The sequence below is a fragment of the Pseudomonas sp. SC11 genome, assembly GCF_047039205.1.
GTDB classification, from domain to species: Bacteria; Pseudomonadota; Gammaproteobacteria; order Pseudomonadales; family Pseudomonadaceae; genus Aquipseudomonas; species Aquipseudomonas boreofloridensis.
Map to the genome: position 1 here is coordinate 3,015,173 of NZ_CP178183.1, position 17,312 is coordinate 3,032,484.

Genomic DNA, 17,312 nt, shown 5'->3' on the forward strand with positions numbered 1-17,312 from the left:
GCCGCGTGCACAGCGCGCAGCGGCGTTGACCCAGGCTTACTTGAGGACAGCCAGCGCCGCGTCGTAGTTCGGCTCGTCGGCGATTTCCTTGACCAGTTCGGCGTGCAGGACCTTGTCCTGTTCGTCCAGCACTACCACGGCACGGGCGGTCAGGCCCGCCAGCGGACCGTCGGCAATGGCTACGCCGTACTGCTCGATGAACTCACGTCCGCGCAGCGTGGACAGGTTGTGCACATTGGTCAGGCCCTCGGCGCCACAGAAACGGGCCTGGGCGAACGGCAGGTCGGCCGAGATGCACAGCACCACTGTGTTGGGCAGGTCGTTGGCCTGGGCGTTGAATTTACGCACTGAGGTGGCGCACGTGGGGGTGTCGACACTGGGGAAGATGTTCAGCACTTTACGCTTGCCGGCATAGTCCTGGAGCGACTTGTCGGCCAGACCTTCGCCAACCAGGGAGAAGGCCGGCGCCTGGGCACCGACCTTGGGCAGCTCGCCGTTGACCTGAACCGGGTTGCCTTTGAGAGTCACTTGAGCCATGGCGCGAATCCTTATGGGTTTGAAAAGGATCCCGAGTTAATCGTTTTTAGCGCCAGGCTGCAAGCGGGCAAGCCCGCAGGCTTTGACTCACTCAGGCCAGCAGGCCGTAGACCACCGAGCTCAGGGCTACCAGGCCGATCGCCACGACGAAGAGGTTCGACAGCGCGCCGCTGTATTTGCGCATCGACGGCACGCGGCGAATGGCATACATCGGCATCAGGAACAGCAGCACCGCCAGGATCGGACCACCGAGCGACTCGATCATGCCCAGGATGCTCGGGTTGAGCGTGGCGACGATCCAGCACACCACCAGCATCAGCGCCGCCACGACACGATCCAGGGTCTTGGCGCCCGGGCGAGCGCCGGTCTTGGCGATGATGCCTTTGAGGCCTTCGCTGGCGCCGATGTAGTGGCCCAGGAACGACTTGGCGATGGCCACGAAGGCGATCAGCGGCGCGGCGAAAGCGATGGCGGGATTGCTGAAATGGTTGGCCAGGTACGACAGGATCGACAGGTTCTGCGCTTTGGCTTCGGCCAGTTGCGCACTGCTCAAGGTCAGAACACAACTGAACACGAAGAACAGCACCATCGCCACCATCAGCAGGTGCGCCCGCGCCAGGATCTGCCCGCTGCGCTCATCGGCATGGGCACCGTAGCGGCGTTTCTGGTCCACGGCGAACGCCGAAATGATCGGCGAATGGTTGAACGAGAACACCATCACCGGAATCGCCAGCCACAGGGTGTGCAGCAGCGCCGAGCCGGACGGCACCTGGTGCGCGGTATCGAGGATGCCACCATTCCAATGCGGCACCAGGTACAGCGCCAACAGCGCCAGGGCGACGATGAACGGATACACCAGCAGGCTCATGACCTTGACCGTGGCCTGCTCGCCGCAGCGCACGATGGCCAGCAGGCCGAGAATCAGCACGAACGACAGGATCGCCCGCGGTGGTGGGGTCATGTGCAGTTGGTGCTCCATGAAGCTGGCCACGGTGTTGGTCAGCGCCACGCTGTAGATCAGCAGGATCGGGAAGATGGCGAAGAAGTACAGCACGGTGATCAGCGCGCCAGCAGTGATGCCGAAATGCTCTTCGACCACTTGGGTGATGTCGCCTTCCTTGCTGCCGGAGAGCACGAAGCGGGTCAAGGCCCGGTGTGCATAGTAGGTCATGGGAAATGCCAGCACAGCCAAGACCAGCAGCGGCCAGAAGCCACCAAGACCGGCGTTGATCGGCAGGAACAGCGTACCGGCACCAATGGCCGTGCCGAACAGGCCCAGCATCCAGGTGGTGTCTTGACGTGACCAGCTGCCGAGGGCGGCGTGTTGGGTCGATTCGAAGCGTTGCTCGACGCTTTGGGCCTGCTCATTCATCCGGGTGCAACTCCACTCGCAAGACTGCAACAGGCTGAGCATGGCGAGACACGAGACTCACGCCACCCCCAACCGAAAAAGAGGGGCGCGATTGTGCACTGAATGGGGGCGAATGCGAAGCCCTGTTGGCATGAGGGACGGGTGTTGCAGGGAAACGCTGCCCTCTGGAACGGCGTGGAGCCGCTTCCAGAGGGCGCCCAGATCAGCCCTGCTGCACCGCCGCGAAGGCCTCGGCGACGCGCTGCAGGTTATCCTCGCGCAGCCCGGCCATGCACACTCGACCGCTGTCGAGAATGTACACACCGAACTCGTCACGTAGACGACGCGCCTGCTCGGGGCTGAAGCCGGTGTAGCTGAACATGCCGCGTTGGCGCAGGAAGAACTGGACGTCCTGGCCTGGCAGGTGTCGGGCCAATGCCTCGACCAGGCCTTGACGCATGGCCAGGATCCGCGTGCGCATGGCGCCGACTTCCACTTGCCATTGCGCGTTCAACTGCGCGTCGCCCAGCACGCCGGCGACCAGCAGCGCGCCATGGCTGGGCGGGCTGGAGTAGTTGCGGCGCACGGTCGCCTTGAGCTGACCCAGCACGCTGTGCGCGCTGGCGATGTCGTCACAGACCACCGACAGCCCCCCTACCCGCTCGCCGTACAGCGAGAAGATCTTCGAGAAGGAATTGCTGACCAGGCAAGGTACGCCGGCACGGGCCATTTCGCGGATGGCGTAGGCGTCCTCGACCAAGCCCTCGCCGAAGCCTTGGTAGGCGATGTCGAGGAACGGGATCAATTGGCGCGCCTTGACCACTTCGACCACCTGCTGCCATTGGTCCTGGCTCAGATCGACGCCCGTCGGGTTATGGCAGCACGGGTGCAGCAGCACGATGCTCTGTTGCGCCAGCGCCTGCAGGCTCGCCAACATGCCCTCGAAGTCGAGGCCACGGGTGGCTGGGTCGAAATACGGGTAGGTATGGACCTTGAATCCGGCGCCTTCGAAGATGGCGCGGTGGTTGTCCCAGGTTGGATCGCTGACCCAGACCTCGGCCTGCGGGAAGTAGCGCTTGAGGAAGTCGGCGCCGACTTTCAGCGCCCCCGAACCGCCAACCGTCTGCACCGTGGCCACTCGGCCCTCGATGATTGCGGGGTGGTCTGCACCGAACAGCAGCGCCTGGATCGCCTGGCGGTAGCTGGCCAGGCCTTCCATCGGCAGGTACAGCGACGCCTCGTGCGGCTGGCCGGCCAGACGCTTCTCGACTTCGCCCACCGACGCCAACTGTGGCACCACGCCGGCTTCGTCGTAATACAGGCCGATACTCAGATTGACCTTGTCGGTCCGCGAATCGACCTTGAAGGCCTCCATCAACGAGAGAATCGGGTCGCCGGCATAGGCATCGACATGTTTGAACACAGCGCGCAGCTCCTTGGAATCAGGACAGTCGGAAGGACAGGCCCGAGCATACCTGCAGGAGCGAGCGAGGAACATCACTGGATGTGCAAGGTGGGTGTGCGGCGTTGCAATGCCGAGGGTTATGACAGCATGGAAAATTGAGCGGAAACGCACCACGGATCTTTCAGAAAGGGCCGTCTTGCTGTGCCTCCGCAACGATTTATCTTGTTGTCGTTGCAGTATCGACGTTATACAGGCCCCACCAGGAGAGGTCATGAAACCTGAAAGGACGCATCACTCTATCGGTCGTTACGCCATAGCGTTTGATGTAAGTGTATTTATCATAAGACCTGGGGAATGCTGCGACTTCCCCGAAACCAATCTCCCCTCCGTCCATGGAGCACACTATAAAGTGGTGAGTGCCATGCGAGAGCTTTATGAGCGGATGCTTGCTGATGAACGTGTTTGCACCCTGCAAGTCTCTGTTTCCAGGCCTCTCAGCAGACAGCAAGCCGACAGACTTAACGAAAACAAAATCACCGTTGCATAACTGGTCGGCTTGATCGTTGCCCGGGGCGCCGGGTGGGCAATGCCGAAGGTATCTGGCAAATTGGCCAAGGGGGCGGTAGGTGGCGTATCCGGTAGTGCCGCGGGACTCGCGACTCGGAAAGCGTTGACGCCCTACCATGCCGGCGATGTTATGGTAGTTCTCCAGGCTGAGGTTAAAGGTGGTATCGGACCTCAAGTATCAACCACCATGCTCATTATCTAGATTTGAAATGACTGAAATCTACCTGGCACTTGCACTACTACTGATAGGTTTCCTGCTGGAGTGGCTGTGCGAATCGCCTCGCATTCGTAGGCATTTAGGTCTCGCATTAATCATGGTTGGTATAGCCCTTTGGTCAACACTGGGCGTTAAACGATTTCTTCACTTGGACGGTGCTTGGTGGGGCTGGGCTTTGATACTCCTCGGCAGTTTCCTATTGTCTAAGCGTGCCAAGTTTTTTGATCGCTCAGGTGCCAGTTCCCACTGAAATTCCCAGTGCGCATCAGCACATACCTTGCGAACTTTGGCACGAAAAGTCGAAGGCCTGCGCCTTGCTGGAATCGACCAAGAGACCGAGCTGAAGTCATGCTGTCTTGAGCCACTAAAATCAAGCGAACCATTCACTCGTCGACTTGCCTCTCCAGCATCCCTTGCAGCTCCAGCCACTGTACCTCGGTGACCGCTACGCCTTGGTCTGCCGACAACTCACGCTCGATGAACCGCCGCTGCCCCGGCAAACGCGACAAGCCGGCCGCGTGCATCTGCTCCACCAATGCTGCGCTGCGGTAGGAAAACGGTGTGGCTGTGCTCTTGGCCAGGTCGATGACGATGATCAATTGGCCGGTCCAGGGCGTCTTCGCGCCGGGGTGCTGAGACCAGTCGAACTCCCACGAAAAGTGCCCGCCCGTCAGCCCTGCGGCCAGGAGCTCGACCATCATCGACAGCGCCGACCCCTTGTGTCCGCCGAACGGCAGCAAGGCGCCGCCGTCGAGCATCGCCTGGGGATCGGTGGTCGGCTCACCGGCGGCATCAACCCCCACGCCGGTCGGCAGTTGTTCACCCTGACGCGCAGCGATCTGCACATCGCCATGGGCCATGGCGCTGGTGGCCATGTCGAAGACGATCGGCGGATGCCCGGCGCAGGGCGCGGCGAAGGCAATCGGGTTGGTGCCGAACAAGGGTTTGCGCGCGCCATGGGGCACCACGCAGGTCATGCTGTTGACCACGCTCAGGGCGATCAGGCCCTCTTCGGCGAACGGTTCGACGTCCGGCCACAGCGCCGCGAAATGATGGGAGTTGTGTATCGCCAGCACCGCAATGCCAGCACTACGCGCCTTCTGCACCAGCAGTTGCCGGGCCGCAGCCAGGGCCGGCTGGGCAAAACCGCCCTTGGCATCGACCTGCACGAATGCCGCCGCGACATCGTTGACCTCAGGCACCGCACGCCCGTCGACCCAACCGCTGGCCAAGGTCGAAACGTATCCCGGCATACGGAACACGCCATGGCTGTGCGCGCCGTCACGCTGGGCGCTCGCGCAATTAGCGGCGAGCACACCGGCCACCGCTTCGCTGCAGCCGTGACGCTGGAAAACCTGCTGCAACAGCGCCTGCAACTCGGCCAGAGGCACACGAATCAAGGGTTCGATGGACACGGACATACACGGCTCCTTGCAGTGATAGCGGGTCGGTGGCATGGCAGACACTCTTCGGCCAGCACCGCCACATTGTCAAATCTGACGATCACCACATGCGGTCATTGCGCTTCATTGCAACGCTGCAATGATCCAACTGCGTCGTTAATTATTATTGACCCGCGCCCCTGGCAAACCCCTACAGCCTCGGGCATGCAGCCCTGCACACCCCGGAAAACCGCGTTAAACCGCCCGCTCAGTCGTTTGACATATCGAACGGCTCTGGCAAGCTAGATCCCATGCCCCGACCGGTTTCGCAGCCAATCGCTGCGCCGGCAGTGCTCGGGGCTTCAGGCCGCGCACTTCAGGCTTCAGGCCGCGCGCCTGCATAACAACGACAGGTAGTACCTGTCCCAAGGTGACATATGTCCAACAGCAACATTGGCAACAAGCAACCCGCCCTGCGCAAACCCGTCGTCCTGATGACCATGGGCACCCAAGAGCGCAAAGGTCACGACTACCAGGTCATGACCCACAAGTACATCACGCCCCTGGTCGACTTCGCCGACTGCATCCCGGTTCTGGTCCCCACTTGCTGTGGTACCGAGGCGCTCGAAGCCTACCTGGATATGGCAGATGGCGTGTACCTGACCGGCGCTGGCAGCAACATCGATCCGACCCTGTACGGTCAGCAGAACGAAACGCCCGGCAAAGCGCAGGACAAGGATCGCGACCTGTTCGACATCCCCCTGGTACAACTGGCCATCGCCCGTGGCCTGCCCATCTTCGGCATCTGCCGTGGCATGCAGGAAATCAACGTGGCCCTCGGTGGCGACATCTATCAGAAGGTCTACGCCGAGCCCGGTTTCAACGACCATCGGGAAAATCCTGATGATCCGGTCGAGGTGCAGTATGCCGCTTCCCACAGCGTCACCATTGAACCAGGCACCTGGCTGCGCGACACCCTGGGTAGCGATCAGATCCGGGTGAACTCGCTGCACGGTCAAGGCTTGCGCAACCTCGGGGAAGGCTTGCAGCCCATTGCGCGTGCCGAAGACGGTCTGGTCGAGGCCATCCATGCACCAAGCCTTTCGCCCTTCCTGTTCGCGGTGCAGTGGCATCCGGAATGGCAGGCCGCGAAGAACCCGGATTCGATCAAATTGTTCCAGGCCTTTGGCGAGGCGTGCCGCGCCCAGGTACGTAAAGCTCAGGCCGGAAAACGCCATCAGGCGGCCTGATCGCGTGCTTGACACCCTGATCGCGGGACGACGCAATGTCGTTCCGCAGTGGGACTGTCTGCCTTTAACGTGCGAACCAGACCTGGTCAGCACTCATCACGGCCCTACGACTTAGACATACGATGACCTGGCCTAGTCTTGCTTGAACCTTCAAGTAGTCGATCTAAACCTGGACACACGCCTACCCGCCCTTCCCAAATAAATGCAACCGTGCGCACTTAGCTGAAAATGCTCGGTGCTCGTCGAACAGCGGGCCTGCTTGTCATCCTTCCAATCTCCGTCGCCTGGCATCGAAATTTTTCAACAGACCTCTTTGCAGAATTTCAGTTGTACGATAACTTACCTCTAGCCTTGAACCCTCTAGCGCCATAGGATGCTTCCAACAATGAATCCACAAGAACTGAAATCCATCCTCTCCCACGGCTTGCTGTCCTTCCCGGTCACCGACTTCGACGCTCACGGCGACTTCAATCCCGCCGGTTACGTCAAGCGCCTGGAATGGCTCGCCCCCTACGGCGCCAGCGCGCTGTTCGCCGCTGGCGGTACCGGCGAGTTCTTCTCCCTCGCTGCCAGCGAATACAGCCAAGTGATCAAGACTGCCGTGGACACCTGCGCCACCTCGGTTCCGATCCTGGCCGGCGTCGGTGGCGCCACTCGCCAGGCCATCGAATATGCACAGCAAGCCGAGCGCCTGGGCGCCAAAGGGCTGCTGCTGCTGCCGCACTACCTCACCGAAGCCAGCCAGGACGGGGTAGCCGCCCATGTGGAGGCGGTGTGCAAGTCGGTCAAGATCGGCGTCGTGGTGTACAACCGTAACGTCTGCCGGCTGAACGCAACCCAGTTGGAACAGCTTGCCGAGCGCTGCCCGAACCTGGTGGGCTATAAGGATGGCCTGGGCGACATCGAGCGCATGGTGTCGATCCGCCGTCGCTTGGGCGATCGCCTGAGCTATCTGGGCGGCTTGCCGACCGCTGAAGTCTATGCAGCGGCTTACAAGGCACTGGGCGTGCCGGTGTATTCCTCGGCTGTGTTCAATTTCGTGCCCAAGACCGCCATGGATTTCTACAACGCCATCGCCCGCGACGACCACGCGACCGTCGGCAAACTGATCGATGACTTCTTCCTGCCGTATCTGGACATCCGCAACCGCAAGGCTGGCTACGCCGTGAGCATCGTCAAGGCCGGTGCCCGTATCGCCGGCTACGACGCCGGTCCCGTGCGCACACCGCTGACCGACCTGACCGACGATGAATACCAGATGCTCGCCGCACTGATGGACAAGATGGGCCCGCAATAGGCGCAGCCCTGCGGCCAGCACAGGCCGCCGCCGGAGCACAGCTGCTCCGGCCTACAATTCGACCGCCCCGCACAACAATAACTAGTGGGAGTTCAACCGCATGCAAGCGACGAAAACAACGCACGTGCGCTACTTGATCCTGTTCATGCTGTTCCTGGTGACCACGATCAACTATGCCGACCGCGCCACCATCGCGATCGCCGGCTCCAGCCTGCAGAAGGACCTGGGCATCGACGCAGTCACTCTGGGCTACATCTTCTCGGCATTCGGCTGGGCCTACGTGGCCGGACAGATTCCCGGTGGCTGGCTGCTCGATCGCTTCGGTTCGAAGAATGTCTACGCCTTCAGCATCTTCACCTGGTCGCTGTTCACCCTGCTGCAAGGCTTCGTCGGCGGCCTGCCGGTCGCCTGGGCGGTGGTCACGCTGTTCACCCTGCGCTTTCTGGTCGGCTTCGCCGAAGCCCCGTCGTTCCCGGGCAACGCCCGCATCGTCGCGGCCTGGTTTCCCACCGCCGAGCGTGGCACCGCCTCGGCGATCTTCAACTCGGCGCAGTATTTCGCCACCGCCCTGTTCGCCCCGCTCATGGGCTGGATCGTGTTCAGTTTCGGCTGGGAACATGTGTTCGTGGTCATGGGTGGCCTGGGCATCTTGTTCTCGGCGGTGTGGATGAAAACCATTTACAACCCACGTCAGCACCCACGTATCAGTTCGGCCGAACTCGAACATATCGAACGCAACGGCGGCCTGGTGGACATGGACCAGAAACGCGGCAACGACGGACCGAAATGGGGCTACATCAAGCAACTGCTCACCAGTCGCATGCTGCTGGGCGTCTACCTCGGCCAATACTGCATCAATGCCATCACCTACTTCTTCCTGACCTGGTTTCCGGTGTACCTGGTGCAAGAGCGCGGCATGACCATCCTCAAGGCGGGCTTCATCGCCTCCTTGCCGGCCATCTGCGGCTTCATCGGTGGTGTGTTGGGCGGCGTACTGTCGGATTGGCTGCTGCGACGCGGCAACTCGCTGACCTTCTCGCGCAAGCTGCCGATCGTCTGCGGCCTCATGCTCTCCACCACCATGGTGTTCTGCAACTATGTCGAGGCCGAGTGGATGGTGGTCGGCTTCATGACCCTGGCCTTCTTCGGCAAAGGCATCGGCGCGCTGGGCTGGGCCGTGGTCGCCGATACCTCGCCCAAGCAGATCGCCGGACTCTCGGGCGGTCTGTTCAACACCTTCGGCAACATCGCCTCGATCACCACACCGATTGTCATCGGCTACATCATCAGCGCCACCGGCTCGTTCAAGTGGGCACTGGTGTATGTCGGCGCCAACGCGCTGGTGGCGGTGTTCAGCTACCTGGTGATCGTTGGGCCGATCAAGCGTATCGAGCTCAAGGATCCGCCCAAGCCTGCCGCAGCGCCTACTGGCGGGCTGGCGGCCGCGCGCCGATAAGCTGAAGCAAGAACGCCGGATGAACGCCTGAGATGAATGACAAAAAGGGCCTGAGCATGCAGTTGATCGAACATTCCGAGTCGCCCCGCTACGTCCGCCTGCACGACGATGACAATGTCGTGGTGGTGGTCAACGACGGCGGGCTGGGCGAAGGCGCGCGGTTCGCCGATGGCCTGACCCTGATCGAGGGCGTGCCACAAAGCCACAAGGTGGCCACCGTCGACATCCGCCAAGGCGAGCCGGTGCGGCGTTATGGGCAAATCATCGGCTACGCCCTGCAGGACCTGCGCCAGGGCAGTTGGGTCCAGGAAACCCAGTTGTCGATGCCTGCCGCGCCTGAGCTCGACAGCCTGCCCCGGTGCAATGCCGTGCCAGCGGCCTTGCCACCTCTGGAGGGTTTCACCTTCGAGGGCTATCGCAACGCCGATGGCACCGTCGGCACCCGCAACATCCTCGGCATCAGCACCACCGTGCAGTGCGTGACGAGTGTGCTCGACCACGCCGTCAAGCGCATTCGCGCCGAGTTGCTGCCGCGCTATCCCAATGTCGACGACGTGGTCGCCCTCACCCACAGCTACGGCTGTGGCGTGGCAATCAATGCCCGCGACGCCTATATCCCCATCCGCACCGTACGCAACCTGGCACGCAACCCCAATCTGGGCGGCGAAGCGCTGGTGATCAGCCTGGGCTGCGAGAAATTGCAGGCAGGACAGGTCATGCACGAGGGCGACCCCTCCGTGGACCTCGCCGAGCCCTGGCTGTACCGCCTGCAGGATGCCTCGCTGGGCTTCGTGGAGATGATCGAACAGATCATGCACCTGGCCGAAACAAGGCTGAAGAAGCTCGATCAGCGCCGCCGCGAGACGGTCCCGGCCAGTGAGCTGATCCTGGGCATGCAGTGCGGGGGCAGCGACGCCTTCTCCGGCATCACCGCTAACCCGGCGCTGGGCTTCGCCGCCGATCTCTTGGTGCGCGCCGGGGCCACGGTGCTGTTCTCGGAGGTCACCGAAGTACGTGACGCCATCTATATGCTCACCTCGCGCGCACAAACCCCCGAGGTGGCCGACGCGCTGGTGCGCGAGATGGACTGGTACGACCGCTACCTGCAACAGGGCGCAGCCGACCGCAGCGCCAATACTACGCCCGGGAACAAGAAAGGCGGCCTGTCGAACATCGTCGAAAAATCCCTGGGGTCGATCGTCAAGTCCGGAAGTGGCGCCATCCAGGGCGTCATCGGCCCAGGCGAGCGAGTCACCGGCAAGGGCTTGATCTTCTGCGCCACACCGGCCAGCGATTTCGTCTGCGGCACCCTGCAGTTGGCGGCGGGCATGAACCTGCATGTCTTCACCACGGGCCGCGGCACCCCGTATGGCCTGGCCATGGCGCCGGTGGTCAAGGTGTGTACCCGTAGCGAACTGGCGCAACGCTGGCCCGACTTGATCGACATCGACGCCGGACGCATCGCCAGCGGCCGCTCGAGCATCGAGGCGCTGGGCTGGGAGCTGTTCCACTTCTACCTGGACGTGGCCAGTGGCCGCAAACAGACCTGGGCCGAGCGCCACAAGCTGCATAACGACATCACCTTGTTCAATCCAGCACCCATCACCTGAAAATGGCCTGCATCTTCCGCACCTGACGGGGCGGTGAGCAGGCATCCAGCGTCAACCACAGGAGCACCCCATGCCTGAGATCCTCGGCCACAATTTCATCGCCGGCCAGCGCAGCGCCGCCGGCCAGCAACGTCTGCAGAGCCTGGACGCCAGTACGGGGCAGGCACTGCCCTTCAGCTTCGCGCAGGCCACCGACAGCGAAGTCGATCAAGCTGCTCGCGCGGCAGCGGCCGCCTTCGCCGAATTCCGTCAGTTGCCTGGGACACGGCGTGCCGAATTTCTCGACGCCATCGCCGACGAGCTGGATGAACTGGACGACCGCTTCGTCGCCATTGTCTGCCAGGAAACCGCACTGCCCGCCGCGCGCATCCAGGGCGAACGCGCCCGTACCAGCGGTCAGATGCGCCTGTTCGCCCAGGTATTGCGCCGTGGCGACTACCTTGGCGCTCGCATCGACCAGGCCCAGCCACAGCGCCAGCCGCTGCCACGCGTCGACCTTCGACAGATGCGTATCGGCGTGGGTCCGGTAGCGGTGTTCGGTGCCAGCAACTTCCCGCTGGCCTTCTCCACGGCAGGTGGCGACACGGCCGCTGCGCTGGCGGCCGGTTGCCCAGTCGTGTTCAAGGCGCACAGCGGGCACATGGCTACCGCTGATCTGGTCGGCTGCGCCATTGTTCGCGCCGCCAGGCGCACCGGCATGCCTGAGGGCGTGTTCAACATGGTCTTCGGTGCAGGCGTGGGCGAAGGGTTGGTCAAGCACCCCGCCATCCAGGCGGTCGGCTTCACCGGCTCGCTCAAGGGCGGCGATGCTCTGTGCCGCATGGCCGCCGAACGCCCCCAGCCCATTCCGGTGTTCGCTGAAATGTCGAGCATCAATCCGGTGATCGTCCTGCCCGCGGCACTGACCCAGCGCGGGGAAGCCATTGCCCGAGAACTTGCAGGGTCGGTATGCCTGGGCGCCGGTCAGTTCTGCACCAATCCGGGGCTGGTGATCGGCCTGAAATCCCCCGCGTTCAGTCAGTTGTTGAGCGAAGTCGGTCAGCAGTTGCAACAGCAAGCCGCACAGACCTTGCTCAATACCGGTGGCCTGCGCAGCTACGAAGAGGGGCTGACGCACCTGCATGCGCATCCTGGCATCGAGCACCTGGCCGGTCAGGCCCAGACCGGCACCCAAGCGCATGCGCAACTGTTCAAGGCAGACGCCCATTTGCTGGTGGCGTCCGACCCGGTGCTGCAGGAAGAAGTGTTCGGCCCGACCACGGTCGCGGTCGAAGTCGCTGACGACGCTCAGCTACGCGCCGCGCTGCTGGGCCTGCGTGGACAACTGACGGCCACGCTGATTGGCGAACCCGAAGACCTCGAGGCCTACGCCTGGCTGGTGCCGTTGCTGGAGGAAAAGGTCGGCAGGATCTTGATCAACGGCTATCCCACGGGGGTCGAGGTGTGCGATGCGATGGTCCATGGCGGCCCCTATCCCGCCACGTCCGACGCACGCGGCACGTCGGTCGGCACACTGGCCATCGACCGCTTCCTGCGCCCGGTGTGCTACCAGAACTACCCGCAGGCGCTGTTGCCACTGGCCTTGCAGGACGCCAATCCACTGCGGCTGCGGCGACTGGTGAACGGCCAGTGGAGTGACGCACCGCTCTGACGCGACGGCCAGGGGCCTCGAGGCCCCTGCCCACTACCCCGCGTGCTGCTCTTCGGCTGCGGCATGGGCCTGGCGCAGACGCTCGCGGCTATTGCTCAAGTGCAAGCGCATGGCCAACTTCGCGCCCTCGCTGTCACTGCGAGCGATGGCTTCGTAGATGGCCTCGTGCTCATGACTCAGGCGGCTGAGGTAATGGGCCTGGTCATCGTGGGCCAGACGCGCGGAATTGAGCCGGGTGCGAGGGATGATGCTGGTACCCAGGTGGGCGAGGATATCGGCGAAATAATGATTGCCGCTGGCCTGGGCGATGCGTAGGTGGAACTGGAAGTCCGCCGAGACCGCATCGCAGGCCTGTGCGGCGCCTTCATTGAGCTCGTCCAGCGCCGTGCGCATGCCCTGCAACTGCGCGTCGCTGCGCCGCTGGGCGGCCAGTCCGGCCGCCTCGATCTCCAAAGCGATGCGCAACTCCAGCACCGCCAACACCTCGCGCAAGGTGACGACGGTCGCAGGATCGATCCGAAAGCCGGTAGCGCTCGGTGCGTCGAGCACGAAGGTGCCGATGCCATGACGGGTTTCGACTTGCCCGGCTGCCTGCAAGCGCGAGATGGCTTCCCGCACCACGGTGCGACTGACCCCCTCCTCGAGCATGATCTGCGACTCGGTCGGCAACTTGTCGCCGCGCTTGAGCTGGCCGTTGCGGATACGCTCGGTGAGCACCGTGACCAATTCCTGAGCCAAACTACGCGGCTTGCGTCGTGTCCGCGGCTGTACGTGCTGCTCTGTCATGCCGTTCAGATTCATCGTGAAAAGACAGCGGCCATCATAACGCATGCAGTTGTACGATCACATCGATACACCCGATATTCCTCGCCTCACATGAACCAGCCCATGCTCGCGCGGCCATGGTCCCTGGAAGGGGTATGACAGTCCGTCGCCTGACGGCAATTTGCTGGCCCCGATGCCGTAGAAGCGAAGGCAAACTCCCTTTTTCTTCAGATGCTTAGGACAGCAACATGCGCGTATTTCTAGCAACCCTGGCCAGCTGTGCACTGGCCTTCGTGGCATGGGACGCCCAGGCCAGGCCGTTGAACCAGAACGATCGCAGCGTCTGTGGATGGGGCGCTCAGATCGCCGCTGAAGCGCAGCAGTCCAAACTGTCGGGGGCCACGCTGTATGCAGCGCGCAAGAAACTGCAGGTACGCCGCTTCGCCAAGCCCTGGATGCGCATGACCGCCATGGGCATCACTGAACAGACCTACAACAGTCGTTCAAGGCTGCCGCCCAAGGCGATCAAGCAGACGTACTACGAACAGTGCGTTCAGCATGCCGTAGCCCGTCGATGATTCGCAGCAGAGGCTCTGCCGATCAGAGCCTCAAGCCAAGAATGTTTTTTTAATCAATAGTTTAAGATGAAAACCTAAAGCTATTTATCGATAAAGCTCAGGTAGTTTCTTAGCTTCACGATTGACGATCCGATGCTCAACACCCGGTCAGCTTGTCAGCACGTCGCTCACCGGCGAAGAACAGCGGACGCAGTCGCACACCGATCACGTTGCCGACATAGGCGGCCACCAGCCATAGCCAGCCGTGCAGGCTGCCGGACGCGATGCCACTGAAATAGGCGCCGATGTTGCAGCCGTAGGCCAAACGCGAACCATACCCCAGCAACAGCCCCCCGATCACCGCAGCGACGAGCGAAGGCAAGGGAATCCTCAGGCTAGGCGCAAACCGACCCGCCAGTCCGGCGGCGAGCAAGGCGCCGAGCACGATGCCCACATCCATGACCGTAGTGATGTCCTGCCACAGCGGCGATGCCAGGGCCTTGGCGTTGGCCGGTGCCTGCCAGAAGACCCAACTGCCGACATCAACGCCCAACCCACTCAAGGTCTTGGCGCCCCACAGGGCGAAGGCAGAGGTGATGCCCCACGGGCGGCCGGCCAATGCCAGGGTGGCGTAGTTCAGCAGCGCCAAAGCGATGGCCCCCCACAGCAGCGGCCACGGCCCGCGCAGAAAACGCCGCACGCCGTGGTGCTCGCTGCCCACAGGCCGCTCCAGCACACCATGGCGACGTCGCTCCAGGATCACCGTCACGCACGCGATCAGCGCGAACAGCCCAAGGCTGGCGACCAGTGCCGGTCCGACACCCCAGGTCTTGACGATCGAGGTGGCCGGGAACGACGGCAAGGCGAACCACCAATCGGCGTGGTGAGTCGCGGCGACCGAGCCGATGATGAAGAACAGCAAGGTCACCAGCATGCGCGCGTTGCCGCCGCCCACCGTGAACAAGGTGCCGGATGCACAGCCGCCGCCCAGTTGCATGCCAATGCCGAAGATGAAGGCGCCGAACACCACCGACACTCCGGCGGGCGCCACCAGTCCGTTGACTGGATTACCGAACAGGCTGCCGGCAGACAAGGCCGGGAAGAACAACACGACCGCCAGTGCCAGCATGACCATCTGCGCACGCAGCCCTGCGCCGCGCCGCTCGTTGATGAACACGCGCCAGGCCGATGTGAAGCCGAAGGCGGCGTGATAGAGGGTCAGCCCCAGGGCCGCGCCCACCAGCAGCAACAGCATCTGCTTGAAGCTGGCATTGAGTTGGAGAAACCAGGCGCCGGTCAGCAACAGGACCAGGGCGATGAGCGGCGCGCCCAGACGGCGCGGCTCGGAAGTGGCGGTAGTGGAAAGACCCATTGAAATACTCGGATAACAGTCGAACGGACCGCGAGTATACCGCTATGCGGGCGTTGGCGAGATGCCTGTACCGTCACGCAGTCGTGACACCGGCCTGTTCAGGGCTTGTGTGCCCAAATCCCAAAGGCCATGTCGCCAATGTAGATGCCCGTGGAGGCGGTCCGCTCGGCGTCCAGACGCGCCTGCAGGGTGTCGATGTTGACCTGTCGCGCGGTGGCAATGCCGTGCTCGATGATGCGGGGAAGGCAGGCGCGAATGATCGCCGCCAGCCCGTAGGGGCTGTCAGGCGTCTGCAGCAGGCATTCGGCGCGCAGGTGACCGACCCGCAACCCGGCCTGGCTGAAGATCCGGTGCAGATTGAAACCGATGTGCAAGTCGGCGCCTTCATGCGCGATCATGCGCTGCAACCAGCGCTGGGCACGGCGATGCAAGGGGAAAGGGTCGAGGCTGGCGGGCGTCAGCGTGCTGTCATGTTCCTGGAACACCAGCACGCCACCGGGCAGCAGCAGCCTGGCCAAGTGGCGCACGGCAATCACGGCATCGGGCTGGTACATGAGCACTCGACGCCCGACGATGGCGTCGAACAGCCCCAGAGACGCCGGCAGTCGATGCAGGTCACACTCGACGAATTCGACGTTGGCAGCATGCCCATCTACCTGACGCTGGCGCGCGTGCGCCAGCGCGGCGGCAAACGGGTCGATGCCCACCACCGCCCCGTCCGCCGACACCAGCTCGGCGAGCATGAAGCTGACATCGCCCATGCCGCAGCCGACATCCAGTACACGCATGCCGGGGCCTATGCCGGCATCGACCAGCAGCCGGGTGGTGAAATCGGTCGAGGAAAGCGCCATGCCCTGCTCCTGATCGGGGTGGTCAGTGTGGCGGGACAGGCCGCCGAGCGCTACTGCGCAGATGGCGACAAGCGTAGTACACGATCCCGTCCACCTTCGGCGAGCAGATAACCGCCCTGGCCGTCGGGCACGATCGACTGTGGCGCCTTGAGGAACGACAGGACGGTGTGCTGCTGACCATCGGCATCGATGCGCAGCAATCGGGCGCGGTGGGTCGAGTCTTCGCTGATCCACAACCCGCGTTGGTCGCAAAACAGGAAGGTTGGATGGCGCAGGCCCTCGGCCACCACCGGATCCTCGCCCTTGTCACCCAGTGCGCGAATGCGCCCGGCCGCTTTTTCGGTATAAAGCAGACGACCACCTTCACAGCGGGTAAGGCCCTCGCCTTCGGTGAGCGCCGCGCGCAGCACCTGCACCTGGCCAGTGCTCCAGTCGTAGCGCATCAGGCGACCTTCGCCTTTGCGGTCCTCGATGGCATAAAGGTGCTCGCCCTCGTTCCACAGCCCTTGCACGCCCTCGCCTTCGAAAAGGGCCGTGATCTGGCCGTCACGGGACAGGTTGACCGGCGCCAGCCCACCCTCCTGGCTGAACACCCAGCCGCCCTCCACCGCTGTCATGCCGTCAGGCTTGGACAGGCCATCAATCAGGACCTGACGTTCGCCTTGAGGGGTGATCTTGAGAATGCTGCCTTTGCCGTCGTCCAGCTCACGGCTGACCAGCAGACTGCCATCGGCCAGCGGCAGCAGCGACGCGGCCTTGTCCAGGTCGTCGTGCAGCACCTGAACCTGCCAACCATCGGCGGCCTGGACGGGACAGAAGCTCTGCCAGGCGAAGAAAACTAAAGCACTGACGACAACGCCTGCCGTGGCCGCCAAGGTCAGTTTTACCGCGCGCGTGCGCAACACTTGAATCATCGATCGCTCCTTTGAGGTCGCGGCGATCCTAACAAGGGGATGTGAAAAAAATGTCATCAGCTCGGCCCGGGCCAGCGCCCAGGCAGCAAGATCGTTCAAGCCTTGCCGCCTTGGCTCTGGCATGCTGGCT

The 17,312-nt window shown here is 62.9% G+C and carries 14 protein-coding genes; 6 read left to right on the forward strand and 8 right to left on the reverse strand.

Annotated elements, in window-relative coordinates; translation table 11 throughout:
• Window positions 1-36: 36 nt before the first annotated feature.
• The 4 genes from tpx to ACK2SD_RS13425 form a co-directional block, all read right to left on the reverse strand.
• Window positions 37-537, reverse strand: coding sequence for a thiol peroxidase (gene tpx, locus ACK2SD_RS13410; RefSeq protein ID WP_029615159.1), 501 nt, complete (start codon window positions 535-537; stop codon window positions 37-39).
• A 91-nt stretch (window positions 538-628) separates the two neighbouring features.
• Complete coding sequence (locus ACK2SD_RS13415) at window positions 629-1,909, reverse strand: serine/threonine transporter (RefSeq protein ID WP_412459992.1); 1,281 nt, start codon at window positions 1,907-1,909, stop codon at window positions 629-631.
• A 202-nt stretch (window positions 1,910-2,111) separates the two neighbouring features.
• Window positions 2,112-3,311: an aromatic amino acid transaminase gene (locus ACK2SD_RS13420; RefSeq protein WP_412459993.1), complete on the reverse strand. Its 1,200-nt coding sequence runs from the start codon at window positions 3,309-3,311 to the stop codon at window positions 2,112-2,114.
• A gap of 1,149 nt (window positions 3,312-4,460) precedes the next feature.
• The gene (locus ACK2SD_RS13425; RefSeq protein WP_412459994.1) at window positions 4,461-5,498 is read right to left on the reverse strand and encodes an Ldh family oxidoreductase; all 1,038 of its coding nucleotides are present in this window, start codon (window positions 5,496-5,498) and stop codon (window positions 4,461-4,463) included.
• A gap of 398 nt (window positions 5,499-5,896) precedes the next feature.
• Between ACK2SD_RS13425 and ACK2SD_RS13430 the strand changes: the two genes are divergently transcribed.
• The 5 genes from ACK2SD_RS13430 (at window position 5,897) to ACK2SD_RS13450 (ending at window position 12,723) form a co-directional block, all read left to right on the forward strand.
• Window positions 5,897-6,709: a gamma-glutamyl-gamma-aminobutyrate hydrolase family protein gene (locus tag ACK2SD_RS13430; protein WP_412459995.1), complete on the forward strand. Its 813-nt coding sequence runs from the start codon at window positions 5,897-5,899 to the stop codon at window positions 6,707-6,709.
• A gap of 385 nt (window positions 6,710-7,094) precedes the next feature.
• On the forward strand, window positions 7,095-8,006 hold the full coding sequence (kdgD, locus tag ACK2SD_RS13435) for a 5-dehydro-4-deoxyglucarate dehydratase (RefSeq protein WP_412459996.1): 912 nt from the start codon (window positions 7,095-7,097) through the stop codon (window positions 8,004-8,006).
• 100 nt (window positions 8,007-8,106) lie between these two features.
• Window positions 8,107-9,462: an MFS transporter gene (locus ACK2SD_RS13440; protein ID WP_412459997.1), complete on the forward strand. Its 1,356-nt coding sequence runs from the start codon at window positions 8,107-8,109 to the stop codon at window positions 9,460-9,462.
• A 56-nt stretch (window positions 9,463-9,518) separates the two neighbouring features.
• The gene (garD, locus tag ACK2SD_RS13445; RefSeq protein ID WP_412462315.1) at window positions 9,519-11,072 is read left to right on the forward strand and encodes a galactarate dehydratase; all 1,554 of its coding nucleotides are present in this window, start codon (window positions 9,519-9,521) and stop codon (window positions 11,070-11,072) included.
• A 70-nt stretch (window positions 11,073-11,142) separates the two neighbouring features.
• Window positions 11,143-12,723 carry an aldehyde dehydrogenase (NADP(+)) gene (locus tag ACK2SD_RS13450; RefSeq protein ID WP_412459998.1) on the forward strand — a complete coding sequence of 527 codons (1,581 nt, stop codon included), beginning with the start codon at window positions 11,143-11,145 and terminating at the stop codon, window positions 12,721-12,723.
• Window positions 12,724-12,756: 33 nt separating this feature from the next.
• Here the strand turns inward: ACK2SD_RS13450 and ACK2SD_RS13455 are convergent, their stop codons facing one another.
• A complete protein-coding gene (locus tag ACK2SD_RS13455; protein WP_039583158.1) occupies window positions 12,757-13,509 on the reverse strand; it encodes a FadR/GntR family transcriptional regulator in 753 nt (250 codons plus the stop codon).
• Between the two features lie 227 nt (window positions 13,510-13,736).
• Between ACK2SD_RS13455 and ACK2SD_RS13460 the strand changes: the two genes are divergently transcribed.
• Entirely contained in the window at window positions 13,737-14,066 is a 330-nt protein-coding gene (locus ACK2SD_RS13460) for a hypothetical protein (RefSeq protein ID WP_412459999.1), read from the forward strand.
• A 136-nt stretch (window positions 14,067-14,202) separates the two neighbouring features.
• Here the strand turns inward: ACK2SD_RS13460 and ACK2SD_RS13465 are convergent, their stop codons facing one another.
• From ACK2SD_RS13465 to ACK2SD_RS13475, 3 genes are all read right to left on the reverse strand, one after another.
• Window positions 14,203-15,417 (reverse strand): YeeE/YedE family protein, encoded by a 1,215-nt coding sequence (locus ACK2SD_RS13465; protein ID WP_039577595.1) that lies wholly within the window; start codon window positions 15,415-15,417, stop codon window positions 14,203-14,205.
• Between the two features lie 98 nt (window positions 15,418-15,515).
• Entirely contained in the window at window positions 15,516-16,268 is a 753-nt protein-coding gene (locus ACK2SD_RS13470; protein ID WP_412460000.1) for a methyltransferase domain-containing protein, read from the reverse strand.
• Window positions 16,269-16,318: 50 nt separating this feature from the next.
• A complete protein-coding gene (locus tag ACK2SD_RS13475) occupies window positions 16,319-17,182 on the reverse strand; it encodes a hypothetical protein (RefSeq protein WP_412460001.1) in 864 nt (287 codons plus the stop codon).
• Window positions 17,183-17,312 lie beyond the last annotated feature (130 nt).

Excerpts from the sequence above, each read along its gene's own strand:
- ACK2SD_RS13430 (WP_412459995.1), top strand. The coding sequence starts at position 5,897 with ATGTCCAACAGCAACATTGGCAACAAGCAACCCGCCCTGCGCAAACCC.
- ACK2SD_RS13460 (WP_412459999.1), top strand. The coding sequence starts at position 13,737 with ATGCGCGTATTTCTAGCAACCCTGGCCAGCTGTGCACTGGCCTTCGTG.
- garD (WP_412462315.1), top strand. The coding sequence starts at position 9,519 with ATGCAGTTGATCGAACATTCCGAGTCGCCCCGCTACGTCCGCCTGCAC.
- ACK2SD_RS13470 (WP_412460000.1), bottom strand. The coding sequence starts at position 16,268 with ATGGCGCTTTCCTCGACCGATTTCACCACCCGGCTGCTGGTCGATGCC.
- ACK2SD_RS13425 (WP_412459994.1), bottom strand. The coding sequence starts at position 5,498 with ATGTCCGTGTCCATCGAACCCTTGATTCGTGTGCCTCTGGCCGAGTTG.
- kdgD (WP_412459996.1), top strand. The coding sequence starts at position 7,095 with ATGAATCCACAAGAACTGAAATCCATCCTCTCCCACGGCTTGCTGTCC.
- ACK2SD_RS13465 (WP_039577595.1), bottom strand. The coding sequence starts at position 15,417 with ATGGGTCTTTCCACTACCGCCACTTCCGAGCCGCGCCGTCTGGGCGCG.
- ACK2SD_RS13415 (WP_412459992.1), bottom strand. The coding sequence starts at position 1,909 with ATGAATGAGCAGGCCCAAAGCGTCGAGCAACGCTTCGAATCGACCCAA.
- ACK2SD_RS13440 (WP_412459997.1), top strand. The coding sequence starts at position 8,107 with ATGCAAGCGACGAAAACAACGCACGTGCGCTACTTGATCCTGTTCATG.
- tpx (WP_029615159.1), bottom strand. The coding sequence starts at position 537 with ATGGCTCAAGTGACTCTCAAAGGCAACCCGGTTCAGGTCAACGGCGAG.
- ACK2SD_RS13455 (WP_039583158.1), bottom strand. The coding sequence starts at position 13,509 with ATGACAGAGCAGCACGTACAGCCGCGGACACGACGCAAGCCGCGTAGT.
- ACK2SD_RS13450 (WP_412459998.1), top strand. The coding sequence starts at position 11,143 with ATGCCTGAGATCCTCGGCCACAATTTCATCGCCGGCCAGCGCAGCGCC.
- ACK2SD_RS13475 (WP_412460001.1), bottom strand. The coding sequence starts at position 17,182 with ATGATTCAAGTGTTGCGCACGCGCGCGGTAAAACTGACCTTGGCGGCC.